Source organism: Streptomyces sp. JNUCC 63, from assembly GCF_054366325.1.
The window spans coordinates 4,913,826-4,928,375 of sequence record NZ_CM135963.1 but is presented as its reverse complement, the minus strand read 5'-3'; the positions used below and the strand labels follow the sequence as shown (position 1 = coordinate 4,928,375).

General features: G+C 73.1%; 12 protein-coding genes. 1 reads left to right on the top strand and 11 read right to left on the bottom strand.

Annotated elements, in window-relative coordinates:
• Positions 1-126: 126 nt before the first annotated feature.
• From ACX25U_RS22615 to ACX25U_RS22565, 11 genes are all read right to left on the bottom strand, one after another.
• A complete protein-coding gene (locus tag ACX25U_RS22615) occupies positions 127-1,917 on the bottom strand; it encodes a DEAD/DEAH box helicase (RefSeq protein ID WP_454382657.1) in 1,791 nt (596 codons plus the stop codon).
• A 117-nt stretch (positions 1,918-2,034) separates the two neighbouring features.
• Positions 2,035-2,427 (bottom strand): type II toxin-antitoxin system death-on-curing family toxin, encoded by a 393-nt coding sequence (locus tag ACX25U_RS22610; protein WP_454382656.1) that lies wholly within the window; start codon positions 2,425-2,427, stop codon positions 2,035-2,037.
• Complete coding sequence (locus ACX25U_RS22605; protein ID WP_196462387.1) at positions 2,424-2,624, bottom strand: ribbon-helix-helix protein, CopG family; 201 nt, start codon at positions 2,622-2,624, stop codon at positions 2,424-2,426. The genes ACX25U_RS22610 and ACX25U_RS22605 overlap by 4 nt, the downstream gene beginning before the upstream one ends.
• A 40-nt stretch (positions 2,625-2,664) precedes the next feature.
• Positions 2,665-4,125, bottom strand: a complete 1,461-nt coding sequence (locus ACX25U_RS22600; protein WP_454382655.1) for an MFS transporter — start codon at positions 4,123-4,125, stop codon at positions 2,665-2,667.
• A gap of 84 nt (positions 4,126-4,209) precedes the next feature.
• Complete coding sequence (locus ACX25U_RS22595; RefSeq protein ID WP_454382654.1) at positions 4,210-4,701, bottom strand: SUKH-4 family immunity protein; 492 nt, start codon at positions 4,699-4,701, stop codon at positions 4,210-4,212.
• A 185-nt stretch (positions 4,702-4,886) separates the two neighbouring features.
• The gene (locus ACX25U_RS22590) at positions 4,887-7,193 is read right to left on the bottom strand and encodes a xanthine dehydrogenase family protein molybdopterin-binding subunit (protein WP_454382653.1); all 2,307 of its coding nucleotides are present in this window, start codon (positions 7,191-7,193) and stop codon (positions 4,887-4,889) included.
• A complete protein-coding gene (locus ACX25U_RS22585) occupies positions 7,190-8,959 on the bottom strand; it encodes a 2Fe-2S iron-sulfur cluster-binding protein (RefSeq protein ID WP_454382652.1) in 1,770 nt (589 codons plus the stop codon). Before ACX25U_RS22585 ends, ACX25U_RS22590 begins: the two co-directional genes overlap by 4 nt.
• Positions 8,956-9,849 (bottom strand): FAD binding domain-containing protein, encoded by an 894-nt coding sequence (locus ACX25U_RS22580; protein WP_454382651.1) that lies wholly within the window; start codon positions 9,847-9,849, stop codon positions 8,956-8,958. Before ACX25U_RS22580 ends, ACX25U_RS22585 begins: the two co-directional genes overlap by 4 nt.
• Before the next feature lie 271 nt (positions 9,850-10,120).
• On the bottom strand, positions 10,121-11,761 hold the full coding sequence (locus ACX25U_RS22575) for a beta-N-acetylhexosaminidase (RefSeq protein WP_454382650.1): 1,641 nt from the start codon (positions 11,759-11,761) through the stop codon (positions 10,121-10,123).
• Between the two features lie 139 nt (positions 11,762-11,900).
• Positions 11,901-12,179: a DUF3039 domain-containing protein gene (locus ACX25U_RS22570; RefSeq protein WP_111003985.1), complete on the bottom strand. Its 279-nt coding sequence runs from the start codon at positions 12,177-12,179 to the stop codon at positions 11,901-11,903.
• Positions 12,180-12,207: 28 nt separating this feature from the next.
• The gene (locus tag ACX25U_RS22565; protein WP_454382648.1) at positions 12,208-12,780 is read right to left on the bottom strand and encodes a YqgE/AlgH family protein; all 573 of its coding nucleotides are present in this window, start codon (positions 12,778-12,780) and stop codon (positions 12,208-12,210) included.
• A gap of 275 nt (positions 12,781-13,055) precedes the next feature.
• Here ACX25U_RS22565 and murA point away from each other — a divergent pair, with 275 nt between their 5' ends.
• Complete coding sequence (murA, locus tag ACX25U_RS22560) at positions 13,056-14,396, top strand: UDP-N-acetylglucosamine 1-carboxyvinyltransferase (RefSeq protein ID WP_454382646.1); 1,341 nt, start codon at positions 13,056-13,058, stop codon at positions 14,394-14,396.
• Positions 14,397-14,550 lie beyond the last annotated feature (154 nt).

Below are 14,550 nucleotides of genomic sequence, written 5' to 3'. Positions count from 1 at the left end.
CCCGATCCGGATCGGGGAGCGCAGCCCCCGCCGGGGTCCGGGGCGGAACCCCGGGAAGACGGTCACCTCCCACCCCATCGAGACGGGCGGGTGGGCGGGAAAGCCCCCGGTGCAGCCGGCGCAGCGTCACCGCATACGCGTCGCCCACTCCTGCACCTTGGCGATCCGCTGCCGCAGCTGCCCCGCCGTCGCCTCCGCGCTGGGCGGGCCGCCGCACACCCGGCGCAGTTCGTTGTGGATGACCCCGTGCGGCTTGCCGCTCTGGTGGACGTACGCGCCGACCATCGTGTTGAGCTGCCGGCGCAGCTCCATCAGCTCCTTGTGGGTGACCACCGGCCGCCGGTCGGCGGGCAGCTCGAGAAGGTCGGCCTCGGCGTCGGGCCTCTTGCGGCTGTGCGCGATCTGCCGGGCCTGCCGCTTCTGCAGCAGCAGCTGCACCTGCTCGGGCTCGAGGAGGCCGGGAATGCCGAGGTAGTCCTGCTCCTCCTCACTGCCCGGGTGGGCCTGCATGCCGAACTCGGCGCCGTCGTAGAGGACCCGGTCGAAGACGGCGTCGGACTCCAGCGCCTCGAAGGGCAGCATGTCCTGCTCGCCGGTGTCCTCGTCCTGCTCCCGGTTCGCCTCCTCCATCTCCTTCTCGGACTCGGCGTAGGGGTCCTCCTCGCCGTCCTTCTTCGGCTTGTCGAGGGCGTGGTCGCGCTCGACCTCCATCTCGTTGGCGAAGGTGAGCAGGTCCGGGATGGTCGGCAGGAAGACGGAGGCGGTCTCGCCGCGCCGCCGGGACCGCACGAAACGGCCGACGGCCTGGGCGAAGAAGAGCGGGGTGGAAATGGTGGTGGCGTACACCCCGACCGCGAGCCGGGGTACGTCGACGCCCTCGGACACCATGCGGACGGCCACCATCCAGCGGTCGTCGCCGTTGCTGAACTCGTCGATCCTCTTCGAGGCGCCGGTGTCGTCGGAGAGGACGACCGTCGCGCTGCTGCCCGTGATCTCGCGGATCAGCTTGGCATAGGCGCGGGCGGAGTCCTGGTCGGAGGCGATCACCAGGGCTCCGGCGTCCGGGATGGCCTTGCGGACCTCGGTCAGCCGCTGGTCCGCGGCGCGCAGCACGGCCGGCATCCACTCGCCGCGCGGGTCGAGCGCGGTGCGCCAGGCCTGACTGACCGCGTCCTTGGTCATCGGCTCGCCCAGCCTGGCCGCGACCTCGTCGCCGGCCTTCGTACGCCAGCGCATGTTGCCGCTGTAGGAGAGGAAGATGACGGGGCGGACCACGCCGTCGGAGAGGGCGGAGCCGTAGCCGTAGGTGTAGTCGGCGGCCGAGCGCCGGATGCCGGCCGCGTCCTCCTCGTACGTGACGAACGGGATCGGGTTGGTGTCCGAGCGGAACGGCGTACCGGTGAGGGCGAGCCGGCGGGTCGCGGGCTCGAACGCCTCCAGGCAGGCCTCGCCCCACGACTTGGAGTCGCCCGCGTGGTGGATCTCGTCGAGGATGACGAGGGTCTTGCGCTGCTCGACGCGGTTGCGGTGCAGCATCGGGCGGACGCCGACGCCCGCGTACGTCACGGCGACCCCGTGGTACTCCTTGCCGAGCGGGCCCGCGCTGTACTCCGGGTCCAGCCTGATCCCTATCCGCGCGGCGGCCTCCGCCCACTGCTTCTTCAGGTGCTCGGTCGGCGCGACCACGGTGACCTGCTGGACGACGTGGTGGTGCAGCAGCCAGGAGGCGAGCGTCAGCGCGAACGTCGTCTTTCCGGCGCCGGGGGTGGCCACCGCCAGGAAGTCGCGCGGCTGCTCCTGGACGTACTTCTCCATCGCGGCCTGCTGCCAGGCACGCAGCTTGCCGGCGGTGCCCCAGGGGGCGCGACCGGGGAAGGCGGGCGAGAGGTGGTGGGAGGAGGCGGCGGTGGTAGTCACGGTCTCCGGTTCGCTGTGCTGGGGGCTCGGCTACGTATGACGACCGGGCCACCCTACCGGCGGCCCGGCGGTGTCAACGCGCCAACGGCACGGCGTCACCCGGAGATGGGACTGAGGTCACACATCCCGCTCCGCGAGCTCCCGCAGCGCCTCACCGATCACCTTGACCTCCTCCTCGAGGCTGCCCGTCGCCACGGCGATGACCAGGCGCTCGGCCGCGTCGATGTCCGGACGCAGTTGCACGTTGTTCAGGGCCAGGAAGACGACGCAGGACGTCCAGGCCGTGCGCTTGTTCCCATCGACGAAGGGGCGGTTGATGGCCAGCGACTGCAGGAGCGCGGCCGCCTTGTCGAACAGGTCGGTGTACGCCTCCTGCCCGAACATCGAAGCCGACGGCCGGTGCACCGCCGACTCCAGCAGGCCCGCGTCACGCACGACGACCTTCTGATCGTCCACGGCATGTTCGGCGATGGTCAGGACGTCCTCGGCCGACAGATAGACGCACGTCACTTCAGCCGCTCCAGGAGCTCCGCCCACTTGACGGTCTGCTCCTTGGCGGCCTTGCGGACGAGTGCCTCGTGCGCCGTCCTGGCCAGGTAGTCGTCCACGGCCCTCAGCAGTATCGCGTGCATACTGACGCCCTCCTCCTCGGCGCGCAGCTTCAGTGCTTCCGTCTGGTCGTCACGGAGACGCAGATTCATAGCCATACCAGAACAGTACCATGCGATGGGGTCAAACTGGTACCACTCAGGGGTGAACCCGCAACCGCCGCGTCACCCAGGCCCCCACCAGTGCCACCCCCGCCATCGGCAGGAACACCACCGCGAACGCGGCCGGGTGGGAGGCCGAGCCGGCCGTCGCGGTCGTGTGGGCGACCGTGCCACCGCCCAGCGCGGCGAACGCGGCGCCTCCCGCGGCGAGAAGGACGACGTTGGACAGGGCGTCGGAGATCTGCAGGGCCGCGGAGTTGGTGCCGGCCTCCTCGGGGGCGGACAGGCGCAGCAGCAGCACGCTGGTGGAGGCGATGACCAGGCCCATGCCGAAGCAGCCGAAGGCCCAGGCGACGGCGACCGTCCAGACGGGCACGGCGTCGATCAGCACGCTGGGCGCGGCGGCGACGGCCGCGGCCACCAGCAGCATCCCGAGGGTCATCAGCCGCTCCCGGTACGGCGCCATCCGCGGCCGCGACTGCACCCACGAGCCCAGCGCCCAGGTGACCCCACCGGCCGCGAGGGAGAACCCGGCCAGCGTCGGGGACAGCCCCCGCTGGGTGACGAGCATCAGCGGCACGAAGGACTCGGCGGCGATGAAGGAGCCCGCCGCGACCCCGCGCAGCAGCACGACGGACGGCAGCCCGCGCGCCGCCCGGTACGTGCCGCGCGGCAGCAGTCCCAGCACGGCCGGCACCAGCAGCGCGGCCCCCGCCGCTCCGGGCAGCAGCGACAGCCACCGCAGGTCCTGGGCCGCGTACTGCAGCAGCCCGGCGCCCAGGGAGATACCGAGGGCGAGCCGGATGCGCCGCAGGTCGAAGGAGGCCTGCTCCTCGCCGGGCTCCCCCACCGGACCGGCCGCCCGCCGCCGTATCTGCGGCAGGGCGATCGCCAGCGGGAACACGACCAGCACCGGGATGCCGACGAACACCCAGCGCCAGCCGAGGTGCTCGGTCACCGCGCCCGAGGCGAGGGGACCGACGATCGACGGGACCACCCAGGCCGCCGCGAACGCCGCCATGATCGACGGCCGCAGCCGCTCGGGGTAGGCCCGGCTGACGACGACGTACAGGGCGACGATCACCAGCCCGCCGCCGAGTCCCTGCACGGCGCGCCCCAGGATGAACACCCACATCGCACCCGCCGTCCCGGCCAGCAGCAGCCCCGCCGCGAACGAGCCGATCCCCGCGGTCAGCGGCCCCAGGGGCCCCCGCCGGTCCGACCACTGCCCGGAGAGCACCATCCCGAACAGGCTCGTCGTGAAGAACCCCGAGAACGCGAACGCGTACAGCGACACCCCGTCCAGCTCCCGTGCCGCGACGGGCATCGCGGTGCCGACGGCCGTCGCCTCGAAGGCGATCAGCAGCACGACCGACACGATCCCGATGCTCAGCGACCGGTGGCTCCGGCTCAGCACGGTGTCGGCCGGCTCGTCACACGGCCGGCTTCTGTCGGAGATGTCCGCGACGTCGGCGTCGCGCGGTTCCAGGGCACTCATGCCCGCCAGCGTAAGGTGCGCAGACGCCTTCGGCCCCTGTCGGGAGTCGCCCGTGACCTGCGACCTTGGTCGTACGACCGCCGTTCATGAACGGCGTATGGGGCCTCCGAGAGCGCGGTGCAACAGCCAGAGTGTGAGGGTGAGGACGGAGACGTCCTTGATGAACGGGGACAGGGTGGCCCGGTCCTCGCTCCAGGTGCCGACCTTGCCCGTGGTGCCGTCGACCACCAGGCTGTTGCCGTCCACCAGGCGGCCCAGGCGTATCAAGTGGTCGGCGCGGGAGGGAAGTTCGCCCGGCCAGAAAACGTCGACGCGCTCCTCGGCGTAGAACTCGGCGAGGGTCGGCAACGGCACGTCGCTGTCGAGCTGGAGGAGGATCCCGTCCTCGGGCAGGCCCGTGTCGCGCAGGAAGCGGCGGGTCGGCTCGTGGGTGAGGGTGGCGGGGAAGTCGACGTCCTCGAAGCGGGCGACGCGGCCCTGGCCGAACTCCTGGTGCAGCAGGCGGGTGGGCAGGTCGAGGGTCAGTCCGGATGCGGGCAGGGTGATCACCGCGGCAACGGTGTCGGTCGTGCTCATTGCTCCCCCGTGCGGATCGGTTCAGGTACCGGGCAGGGCGCGCTTCGGCGTGCCGCCTCGGGCGGAGGCCGTCGTCCCCACTGGCTGGAACACTACGCCGCACCACTGACAACGCCCCGGGACGGAAGACGCAGGGCGGGGGCTCGGCGTTCCCTCCCGGCACCGGGTCCGTCCAAGTGCCTCGGCTACTGGCCGGTCACGACCGCCGCCTGGGGGCGGATCGGCAGGCGGTTGACGGGGCGGCCGGTGGCGGCGCGTACCGCGGAGGCGACGGCCGCCGGGGAGGTCACGACCGGTACCGCGCTGACCGCCTTGGCGCCGAAGGGGGCGACGACGTCCCGCTCCTCGACCAGCTTCACGATCTGGATGTCGGGTGTGTCCAGGGCCGTGGGCAGGGCGTAGCCCGTGAGGTCGGGGTGGCGGATCAGCCCGCGCGGGGTGCGCAGGTTCTCCGTGAGGGCGATGCCCACGCCCTGGGTGACGCCCCCCTCGATCCGGGCGGTCAGCTGGGCGGGGTTCAGGACCCGGCCGACGTCCTGCGCCACGGCCAGCTCCACCACCCGTACCGTGCCCATCTCGATGTCCACGTCCACCACCGCGCGGATCGCGCAGAAGGCGAGGCCCACGAAGGCGTCGCCCTGGCCGACCTCGTCCAGGGGCTCCGTGGGGTGCGGGCGGCACTGGGCCGTCGCCCACAGTTCCTTGCCGTCCATCGCCTCCGTCACGGTCGTGGACAGGACGCCGTCGTACGACGTGATCTTGCCGTCCGTGATCTGCAGCAGCTCCGTGGACATGCCGAACTGGTGCGCCAGCGGCTGCAGGAGCTGCGTGCGGACCATCTTCGCCGCGCGTTCCACCGCGCCGCCCGACACCCAGGTGTGGCGGCCGCGGCAGCCCGCGCCGACCGGCGGCTGGTCGGTGTCGACCGGTGCCACGTGGACCTCGTCGATGCCGAGGGTCTCCTGGACGATCTGCCGGGCGAGCGTGGTGAAGCCCTGGCCGGTCTCCACCGCGGCGCACAGCACCGTCGCCACGCCGCCGTGGACCTTCACGGTCGCCGTGGAGACCTCGTCGGCGCCCTCCGCGCCGAGCATGTGCACCATGCCCAGGCCGTAGCCCACGCCCCGGCGCACCGCGCCCGGTTCGCCCGCGCCCTCGGGCCCGCCGGGCAGCAGCCACTCCTCCTCGGGGGTGTCCTTGGGCAGCGGGGGCAGGGGGTGGTCCCGTACGGCCTGGAGCAGTTCGGCGACCGGCGCCGGGCACGTCACCGTCTGGCCGGTCGGCAGTACGTCACCGGTCGCCATGACGTTGCGCAGGCGCACCTCGGCCGGGTCGAGCCCGAGCTTCTTGGCCAGCTTGTCCATCTGCGCCTCGTAGGCGGCGCACACCTGCATCGCGCCCTCGCCGCGGACGTGGCCGGAGGGCGGGTTGTTGGTGCGCACCGCCCAGCCCTCGATGAAGGCGTTCGGCACGACGTAGGGGCCGCAGGCGAAGGCCACGGCGGCGGCCAGGGCGTCGGAGGAGGTGTCGGCGTAGGCGCCCGCGTCCAGCAGGATCTGCGCCTCGACCTTGACCAGCGTGCCCTCGGCGTCGGCGTGGTGGCGGTAGCGCAGCAGCGTCGGGTGGCGGTGCGTGTGGCCCAGGAAGGACTCCTCGCGGGTCGCCGTCAGTTTCACCGGGCAGCCGGTGCGCAGCGCCAGCAGGCCGAGCGGCAGCTGGAAGCCCTGGTCCTCGCGGTCGGCCGTCGCACCCGGAACGCCGGTGACGACGATCTTCACGCGCTCGGGTTCCAGGCCGTAGCAGGCGGCGAGCGTGTCGCGGTCGGTGTGCGGGTCGGTGGAGGCCAGGTACAGCTCCACGCCGCCGTCGGGGCGGGGCACCGCGAGCCCGGCTTCGGCCCCGATGGGGGCCGGGTCCTGGCGGCCGATGCGGTACAGGCCCTCGACGACGACCTCGCCGACCGCCTCCGGGTCGCCGTGGCGCAGCGGGATGTGCCGGATCAGGTTGCCGTCGGGGTGCAGCGGCTCGGCCTCGAAGGCCTGCTCGGGGTCGGTCACCGGGTCGAGCACCTCGTACTCGACGATGACGGCCGCGGCGGCCATCCGCGCGGTGTCCGGGTGGTCGGCGGCGACGGCCGCGATGGGCTCGCCGTGGTGGCGTACGACCTCCGAGGCGAACACCGGGCGGTCGGCCGTGCCCCGGCCGTACACCGGGCGGCCGGGGACGTCCTCGTGGGTGACGACGGCCCGTACACCGGGCATCTCGCGCGCGTGTGTGGTGTCGATGGACACAATGCGCGCGTGCGGGTGCGGTGAGCGCAGCACGGCCGCCCACAGCAGGCCCTCGGCCCACAGGTCGGCCGCGTACGGGAAGGTGCCCTCCGTCTTGGCCCGGGCGTCGGCGGCCGGCAGCGAGGAGCCGAGGCCGTGCGGCAGCGGCTCGGGCGCGGCGGCGGTCTCGGTGGCGGCAGCGGTGGCGGCTTCGTTGCTCACGCCCGGCCTCCGTCCTGGCCGTAGGGGTCGTGCGGTCGCGGGGACTCGAACGCCGAGGGGTGGACCCCGCCGTCGCCCGGTCCCGCCTGGTGGGGGATGCGCGGCTCGTCGGTGTCCGGCTCGGCGTCGTCCGTCGAGGCGTGCGCCTCGCGTTCGGCGACGACCTCCTTGACGGCCTGCAGGACGCCCCGGTAGCCCGAGCAGCGGCACAGGTTGCCGCACAGGGCCTGGCGGGTCTCCAGTTCGGTCGGGTCCGGGTTGCCCTCCAGCAGGTCGTGCACGGTCATCGCCATGCCGGGCACGCAGAAGCCGCACTGGACCGCGCCGCACCGGGCGAGCGCCCGCTGCACGTCCGAGGGCTGCCCGTCCACGGCCAGGCCCTCGACCGTACGGACCTCGCTGCCGGCCGCGGTGACCGCCGGCACCAGGCAGGAGGCGACCAGGCGTCCGTCGACCTGCACGTTGCAGGCGCCGCACTCGCCCTGCGAGCAGCCGTCCTTGGCACCCGCGAGGCCGAGCCGCTCGCGCAGCACGTACAGCAGTGACTCGCCGATCCAGGCCTCGGTGACGGGCCGGTCGGCGCCGTTGACGCGCAGCACGTAGGAGGCGAGCGGGTGTTCGTCCTGCGGAGGTGAGGACGGTGGGCCCTCGGAGGACGTGGTGGCCGGGGAGGTGGTGTCCGGGCGCGGGGCGTCCTGGCGCGCGGTGGCGGTGTCGGCGCCCGTGACGGGCCCTTCGGGGGCCCGGGAGGACGGGCCGGTGTCCCCGGCCGCGTCGGGCCGTGCGGGCGGCTCTGCGGGGCCTTCGGCGGCCGCTGCGGCAACCTCGCCGGCCTCGACTGCCCCGGGGACGGGGCCCCGGGGGACCTCGGCGCCGGGCTCGGGCGAGGTCCGGGTGTCGTGTCCGGGTGCGGCGGGCGGCCGGCCGCCCGTGGCGGCGGAGGCGGTGGTCTCCCGCTCGGGCGACGCGGGCTCCTCGCCCGCGTGCGGCGCCCCCGCCCGCCGGCCTTCCGCACGGGCATCCGCCGACGTCCACTCACCGCCGTGCGCGCCGCCTGCCGAAGTCCCGGCCCGGTACGGGTCTTGTGCCGACTCGGTGCCGTGCCCGCCCTCGGCCGACCCACGCGCGTGCGTGCCGTCCGCTGGCTGCCCGCCCGGCTCCGTCTCGGCGCGCGGCCGGCTCCACGCCTCGCCCACCGCCTCCGTCGCCCACGGCGCGGACGCGCCGCCGGGAAGGGTGGCCGGAGGGGTGCCGCCCCACTGCTGGATCAGGGACGACGTGGTGAACTCGCCCGACTCGTCCGGGATGTCACCCCCGGCGACGGGGATCGACCACTGCCCGGTCACATCCTGCCCGGACGCGTGTGGGGCCTCGGCGGCCCGGTCCGCCCGGGTCTCGTCGAAGGTCCAGTGCTGGGTGGCCTCCGGACGGTACGTGAACCGGTCGTCCGCCTCCGCGCCCGTGTCCGGCGGCACGGCGCCCGGCTCGGGCCACCGGGCGCCCTCGGCGGGCGCGCCCGGCACGGCCCAACTGCCGGTGGCGGCCGGGTCGGTGGCCGCCGTCGAGGTGGACGTGACCGTTATCTGCGGCGGCACATAGCCCTGCCCGGGCGCGGCGAGCGGGCTGTCGGCGGCCAGGAGGGCGTCGATGCCGCCCTCGGGCAGCTTCACGAACGCGGTGGCGCCGTCGTCGTAGTCGCCCTGGGGCAGCGGGTCCCAGCGGCCGCCGCTGCCCGGGGCTCCCTCTCCGTGCTGGTCGTCGGTCACGACAGCGCCCTCCCCAGTGCTCGTCGGGCCAGCGCGGCGACGGTGCGCCGCAGATGCAGTACGGCGGGCGGAAGTTGCTGCACGGAGCCGTCCTCGGTCGGGGCCGGGTCGGGGATGCAGGCCGCGGCGACGTACTCCCCGAAGGCGTTCAGCGCCTCCGGGACGATCGTGCGGCCGTTGTCCCAGTCGATGAGCCGGCCCACCCAGTGCTCGGCGTCCAGCGGCCTGAGCGGCATCGGCGCTATGGCACCCACCGCGCACCGCACCCCGCGCCGGGCCGGGTCGAGGACCAGCGCCACGGACGCCACCGCGCGGCCCGGGCCGGTGCGGCCGGTCGCCTTGAGGAAGACCTGCGGCGCGTGCAGCAGCGGCACGCGCACGTAGCCGATGAGCTCGCCCGCGCGAAGCATCTCCACGCCGGCCAGCAGGTGCGACACCGGGATCTCCCGGCGGGCTCCGCCCGGGCCCACGATGATCAGCGTCGCCTCCAGGGCGGCCAGCACCGGCAGCGCGTCCCCGGTGGGGGCGGCCGAGGCGATGTTGCCGCCGAGGGTGCCCGCGTTGCGGATGTGCGGCGGGCCGGCCGCGCGTGCCGCCGCCGCGAGGGCGGGGATGAGGGCGGCGAAGTCGGGGCGCCCCATACGCGCGTGCGTGAGGCCCGCGCCGAGCAGCGCGTGGCCGTCCTGGTACTGCCAGCCACGGATCTCGCTGATCCGGCCGAGGCCGACCAGCGCGGCGGGCCTGAGCTGCCCGGAGTTGACGGCGGCCATGAGGTCGGTGCCGCCCGCCACGGGAACCGCGGCGGGCACGGCGGTGAGCGCCGCCACGGCCTCGTCCAGCGTCGTGGGCAGCGTGACGGCCTGCCCCGCCTGCGGTGCGTGCGTGGTCAAAACCGGCTGCCCCTTCCCGCTGCCCCACTGGTCCCACCCGTGCTGCCGTACGGTACGTGCCGACAGGGCGGACGTGGCAACTCTGGCACATCTTCGCAGGGGCCGAAGACAGGGGTCCGCTAAGGGGTATTCGCCCACCTCACCAGCGACATGGTCCGATTTGGCACGGCATCACCGGTGCGGGCGAATTTCCACTCTTCGCTGACTCTTGCGAACTTTTTCCGTCACCAGTTCGAGACGGCGGGCGGCCGGTCACCTCGGCACCGGCCGGCTACCGCGACGGCGGCGGCCCCTCGACGGGCCGGCCAAGGACACCCGGCCGCCGCTGCCACGGACGCGGTCCGGTGGGCGGGCGGTAGCCGACACCCAGGGCGTCCAGCCGCCGGTAGTGGGTGGTCATCCGCCGCTCGAAACCGGCGAAGTCCCGTTCCGCGGGGGCGGGCAGAGGGCTCCAGGCGACCTCGGCGAACGCGGCCAGCCTGGGGAAGGCCTGGTAGTCCACGCGCGCGGAGTCCTCCATGACCTCCGTCCACACATTGGCCTGGGTGCCCAGCACACGACGGGCCTGGTCCGCGCCGAGTCCGGGGGGAACCGGCTCGAACCGGTAGACGTCCTCCAGGGTGCGCACGTAGCCGATCGGCACGGGCTCGTCCTCGCCCGGGGCCTGACGGTGGTCCAAGTACACCTGCTGTTCCGGGCACATGACGACGTCGTGGCCGGCCCGCGCTGCGGCGATTCCGCCCGCGTATCCGCGCCAGGACGACACCGCGGCGCCGGGCGCCAGTCCGCCCTCCAGGATCTCGTCCCAGCCGATCAGCCTGCGCCCGCGCGCGGAGAGCCAGGTGTCGAAGTGGCCGACGAACCACGCCTGCAACTCGTCCTCGTCCGCCAGCCCGAGTTCCTTGATGCGCGCCTGCGCGGTGGGCGAGGCCCGCCACTGCTCCTTGGGGCACTCGTCGCCGCCGATGTGGACGAACGCCGAGAACTCGGCCGCGTCCACGGGGAACAGCTCGAGCAGTTCCTCGAAGACGCCCTCGTAGAACCGCAGGGTGTTGTCAGTGGGGGCGAGTACGTTCGGACTGATCCCCCAGTTGTCCCAGACGGTGAGGGCGGAGGTGTCGATGACGTCGGTGTTGCCGAGTTCCGGGTACGCGGCGATGGCGGCCTGCGAGTGCCCGGGTACGTCGATCTCGGGGACGACGCCGATATGCCGCTCGGCGGCGTAGGCGACGATCTCCCGGATGTCGTCCTGGGTGTAGTGGCCGCCGTGGGGCTTGTCCTCCCACAGCGGGGACGCCCGGTGGCCGAATTTCGTCCGCGTCCGCCAGGAGCCGACCTCCGTCAGCCTCGGGTAGCGCTCGATCTCGACGCGCCAGCCCTGGTCGTCCGTCAGGTGCAGGTGCAGCACGTTGAGTTTGTGCGCGGCCATCAGATCGACGTAGCGCAGGACGCCGTCCTTGGGCATGAAGTGCCGGGCCACGTCGAGCATCAGCCCGCGCCAGCGGAAGCGGGGGGCGTCCTCGACGACCCGGGCCGGGACCGCGTGGGCGGCGTCCGGCCGTACGGGGGCGCGCCGGAAGGCGTCCGGTCCGAGCAGCTGGCGCAGGGTCTGCGCGCCCCAGAAGACCCCGGCCGGAGAGCCGCCGCGGATCTCGACGCCCCGGCCGGGGACGGCGGCGAGCCGGTACGCCTCGGGCTCCAGGGTGTCGTCCAGGCACAGCCGTACGGAGTTCAGGGCGTCCTCGGGGCCTGCGGGGAAGGGCAGGCCGAGGGCCGCGCCGAGGGTGGCGCGCAGCCAGCGCTCCGTGCCGCCGGTGCCCGGCGTGGCCCACAGGGTGGTCTCCCGGTCGAGCGGGACGGCGCGGCCCGGGGTGCCGGCCACGGCGCGCGGCGCGGGAATCACGTCGGTCATGCCCTCATGGGTAGCGCCGGGCGCGACGCAGCGCAACGAGCGTTGCACATGCTGCACACTCCACTCGACAGCACAGGCCCCCGCGGGCACGCCGGAACGCGCCTCGGGGGCCCACACGTCTCAGCCGAGCGGTGGCCGGTTACTTCTTGTCGTCGCCGCCCTCGCCGCCGCCGCTCATGGATTCGTAGATCTCCTTGCACAGCGGGCACACGGGGTACTTCTTCGGGTCACGGCCCGGCACCCACACCTTGCCGCAGAGCGCCACGACGGGCGTACCGTCGAGGGCGCTCGCCATGATCTTGTCCTTCTGGACGTAGTGGGCGAAGCGCTCGTGGTCACCGTCGCCGTGGGACACCTGCGGCGTCGGCTCGACGAGGGTCCCCGTACCAGTGCCGCGCTCGGGCTCGAGAGTGCTCATACGGCAAGGGTACTGAAGCCGGCCGGCATCAGTTGAGCGACGGGTCGTCCGGATACGTGGCGACCATCGCCAGCTCGTTGCGCTGGCGGCGCAGCACCTCGCGCCAGAGCCTCTCGGGGAACGGGGAGGAGACGTCGCCGGGTTCGGACTCGACGACGTACCAGGCCCCTTCCGCCAGCTCGTCCTCCAGCTGGCCGGGGCCCCAGCCGGCGTACCCGGCGAAGATCCGCAGTGAGCCGAGGACGGAGGCCAGCAGCTCGGGAGGTGCCTCGAGGTCGACGAGACCGATCGCGCCGTGCACCCGGCGCCAGCCCAGCGGGGCGCGTTCGCCGGAGCCGCCGCCGGGGATGACGGCGACGCCGAGCGCGGAGTCCAGCGACACCGGGCCGCCCTGGAACACGACACCGGGCTCCCCGGCGAGATCCGCCCATCCCTCCAGGATGTCGCCCACGTCCACGGGGGTGGGACGGTTGAGGACGACACCGAGGGAGCCCTCCTCGTCGTGGTCGAGAAGGAGCACCACCGCACGGTCGAAGTTCGGGTCCGCCAGGGCGGGCGTTGCCACGAGCAGCCGCCCTGTGAGCGAGGACACCTCGGTCATGCCAGACATGATCCCGCATCTTCCCTTCGCGTGGGGAGCCAATCCGGCTACGTGAGTGAGAGCAGCTCAGGGGGACGGATGCATGACCGGCGCACCGCGGTTCCGGTGACCGCGGGTACCCGGTGTTCAACGGTTCGTGTTGTGACACGGTCATGACCCGACTGCGCCGTCGACGGGCTTACGGAAGGGGGGCGCGCGGCGACTACTCTGTCTCTCCGGCCTCCTGACCGAAGTGATCGGCCGGCCCCTGACCAACTCATCGGAACGCGAGATACATGACCGTCAACGACGATGTCCTGCTTGTCCATGGCGGAACCCCGCTGGAGGGCGAGATCCGTGTCCGCGGTGCGAAGAACCTCGTGCCGAAGGCCATGGTCGCCGCTCTGCTGGGCGGTGAGCCGAGTCGCCTGCGCAACGTTCCGGACATCCGTGACGTGCGGGTCGTACGCGGTCTGCTGCAACTGCACGGGGTGACGGTCCGGCCGGGCGACGAGCCGGGTGAGCTGGTGCTCGACCCGACCCATGTGGAGAGCGCGAACGTGGCCGACATCGATGCCCACGCGGGCTCTTCGCGCATCCCGATCCTGTTCTGCGGCCCGCTGCTGCACCGGCTGGGGCACGCGTTCATCCCGGGGCTGGGCGGCTGTGACATCGGTGGCCGCCCGATCGACTTCCACTTCGACGTGCTGCGGCAGTTCGGCGCGGTGATCGAGAAGCGGGCCGACGGTCAGTACCTGGAGGCGCCGAAGGGGCTGCGGGGGACGAAGATCCGCCTCCCCTACCCGTCGGTCGGCGCGACCGAGCAGGTGCTGCTGACGGCCGTGCTGGCCGAGGGCGTCACGGAGTTGTCCAACGCGGCCGTGGAGCCGGAGATCGAGGACCTGATCTGCGTCCTGCAGAAGATGGGCGCGATCATCGCGATGGACACCGACCGCACGATCCGCATCACGGGTGTGGAGAAGCTCGGTGGCTACACCCACCGGGCGCTCGCGGACCGTCTGGAGGCCGCGTCCTGGGCGTCGGCGGCGCTGGCGACCGAGGGCAACATCTACGTCCGCGGCGCGCAGCAGCGGTCGATGATGACGTTCCTGAACACCTACCGGAAGGTGGGCGGCGCGTTCGAGATCGACGACGAGGGCATCCGCTTCTGGCACCCCGGTGGGCAGTTGAAGTCCATCGCGCTGGAGACGGACGTGCACCCCGGCTTCCAGACCGACTGGCAGCAGCCGCTGGTGGTCGCCCTCACCCAGGCGACCGGCCTGTCGATCATCCACGAGACGGTGTACGAGTCCCGGCTGGGCTTCACCTCGGCGCTGAACCAGATGGGCGCGCACATCCAGCTGTACCGCGAGTGCCTGGGCGGCTCCGACTGCCGCTTCGGCCAGCGCAACTTCCTGCACTCCGCGGTGGTCTCCGGCCCGACCCGCCTCCAGGGCTCCGACCTGGTCATCCCGGACCTGCGCGGTGGCTTCTCCTACCTGATCGCCGCCCTGGCCGCCCAGGGCACCTCCCGCGTCCACGGCATCGACCTGATCAACCGCGGCTACGAGAACTTCATGGAAAAGCTCGTGGAACTCGGCGCCAAGGTCGAACTACCGGGCCAGGCCCTCGGCTGATCACCCCGGCCACCCGGCCTGACGGCCCGGCCGACGCCCTCGGCCGGGGGCCTGGGGGCCGTCCCCAGGCCAGAACCCCGGGCAAGCCCACCGGCCGGTGGAACTCGCCGAAACGGCGGGCCCCCCGGCCCAGGCGCCCGCCTGACCGAACAGT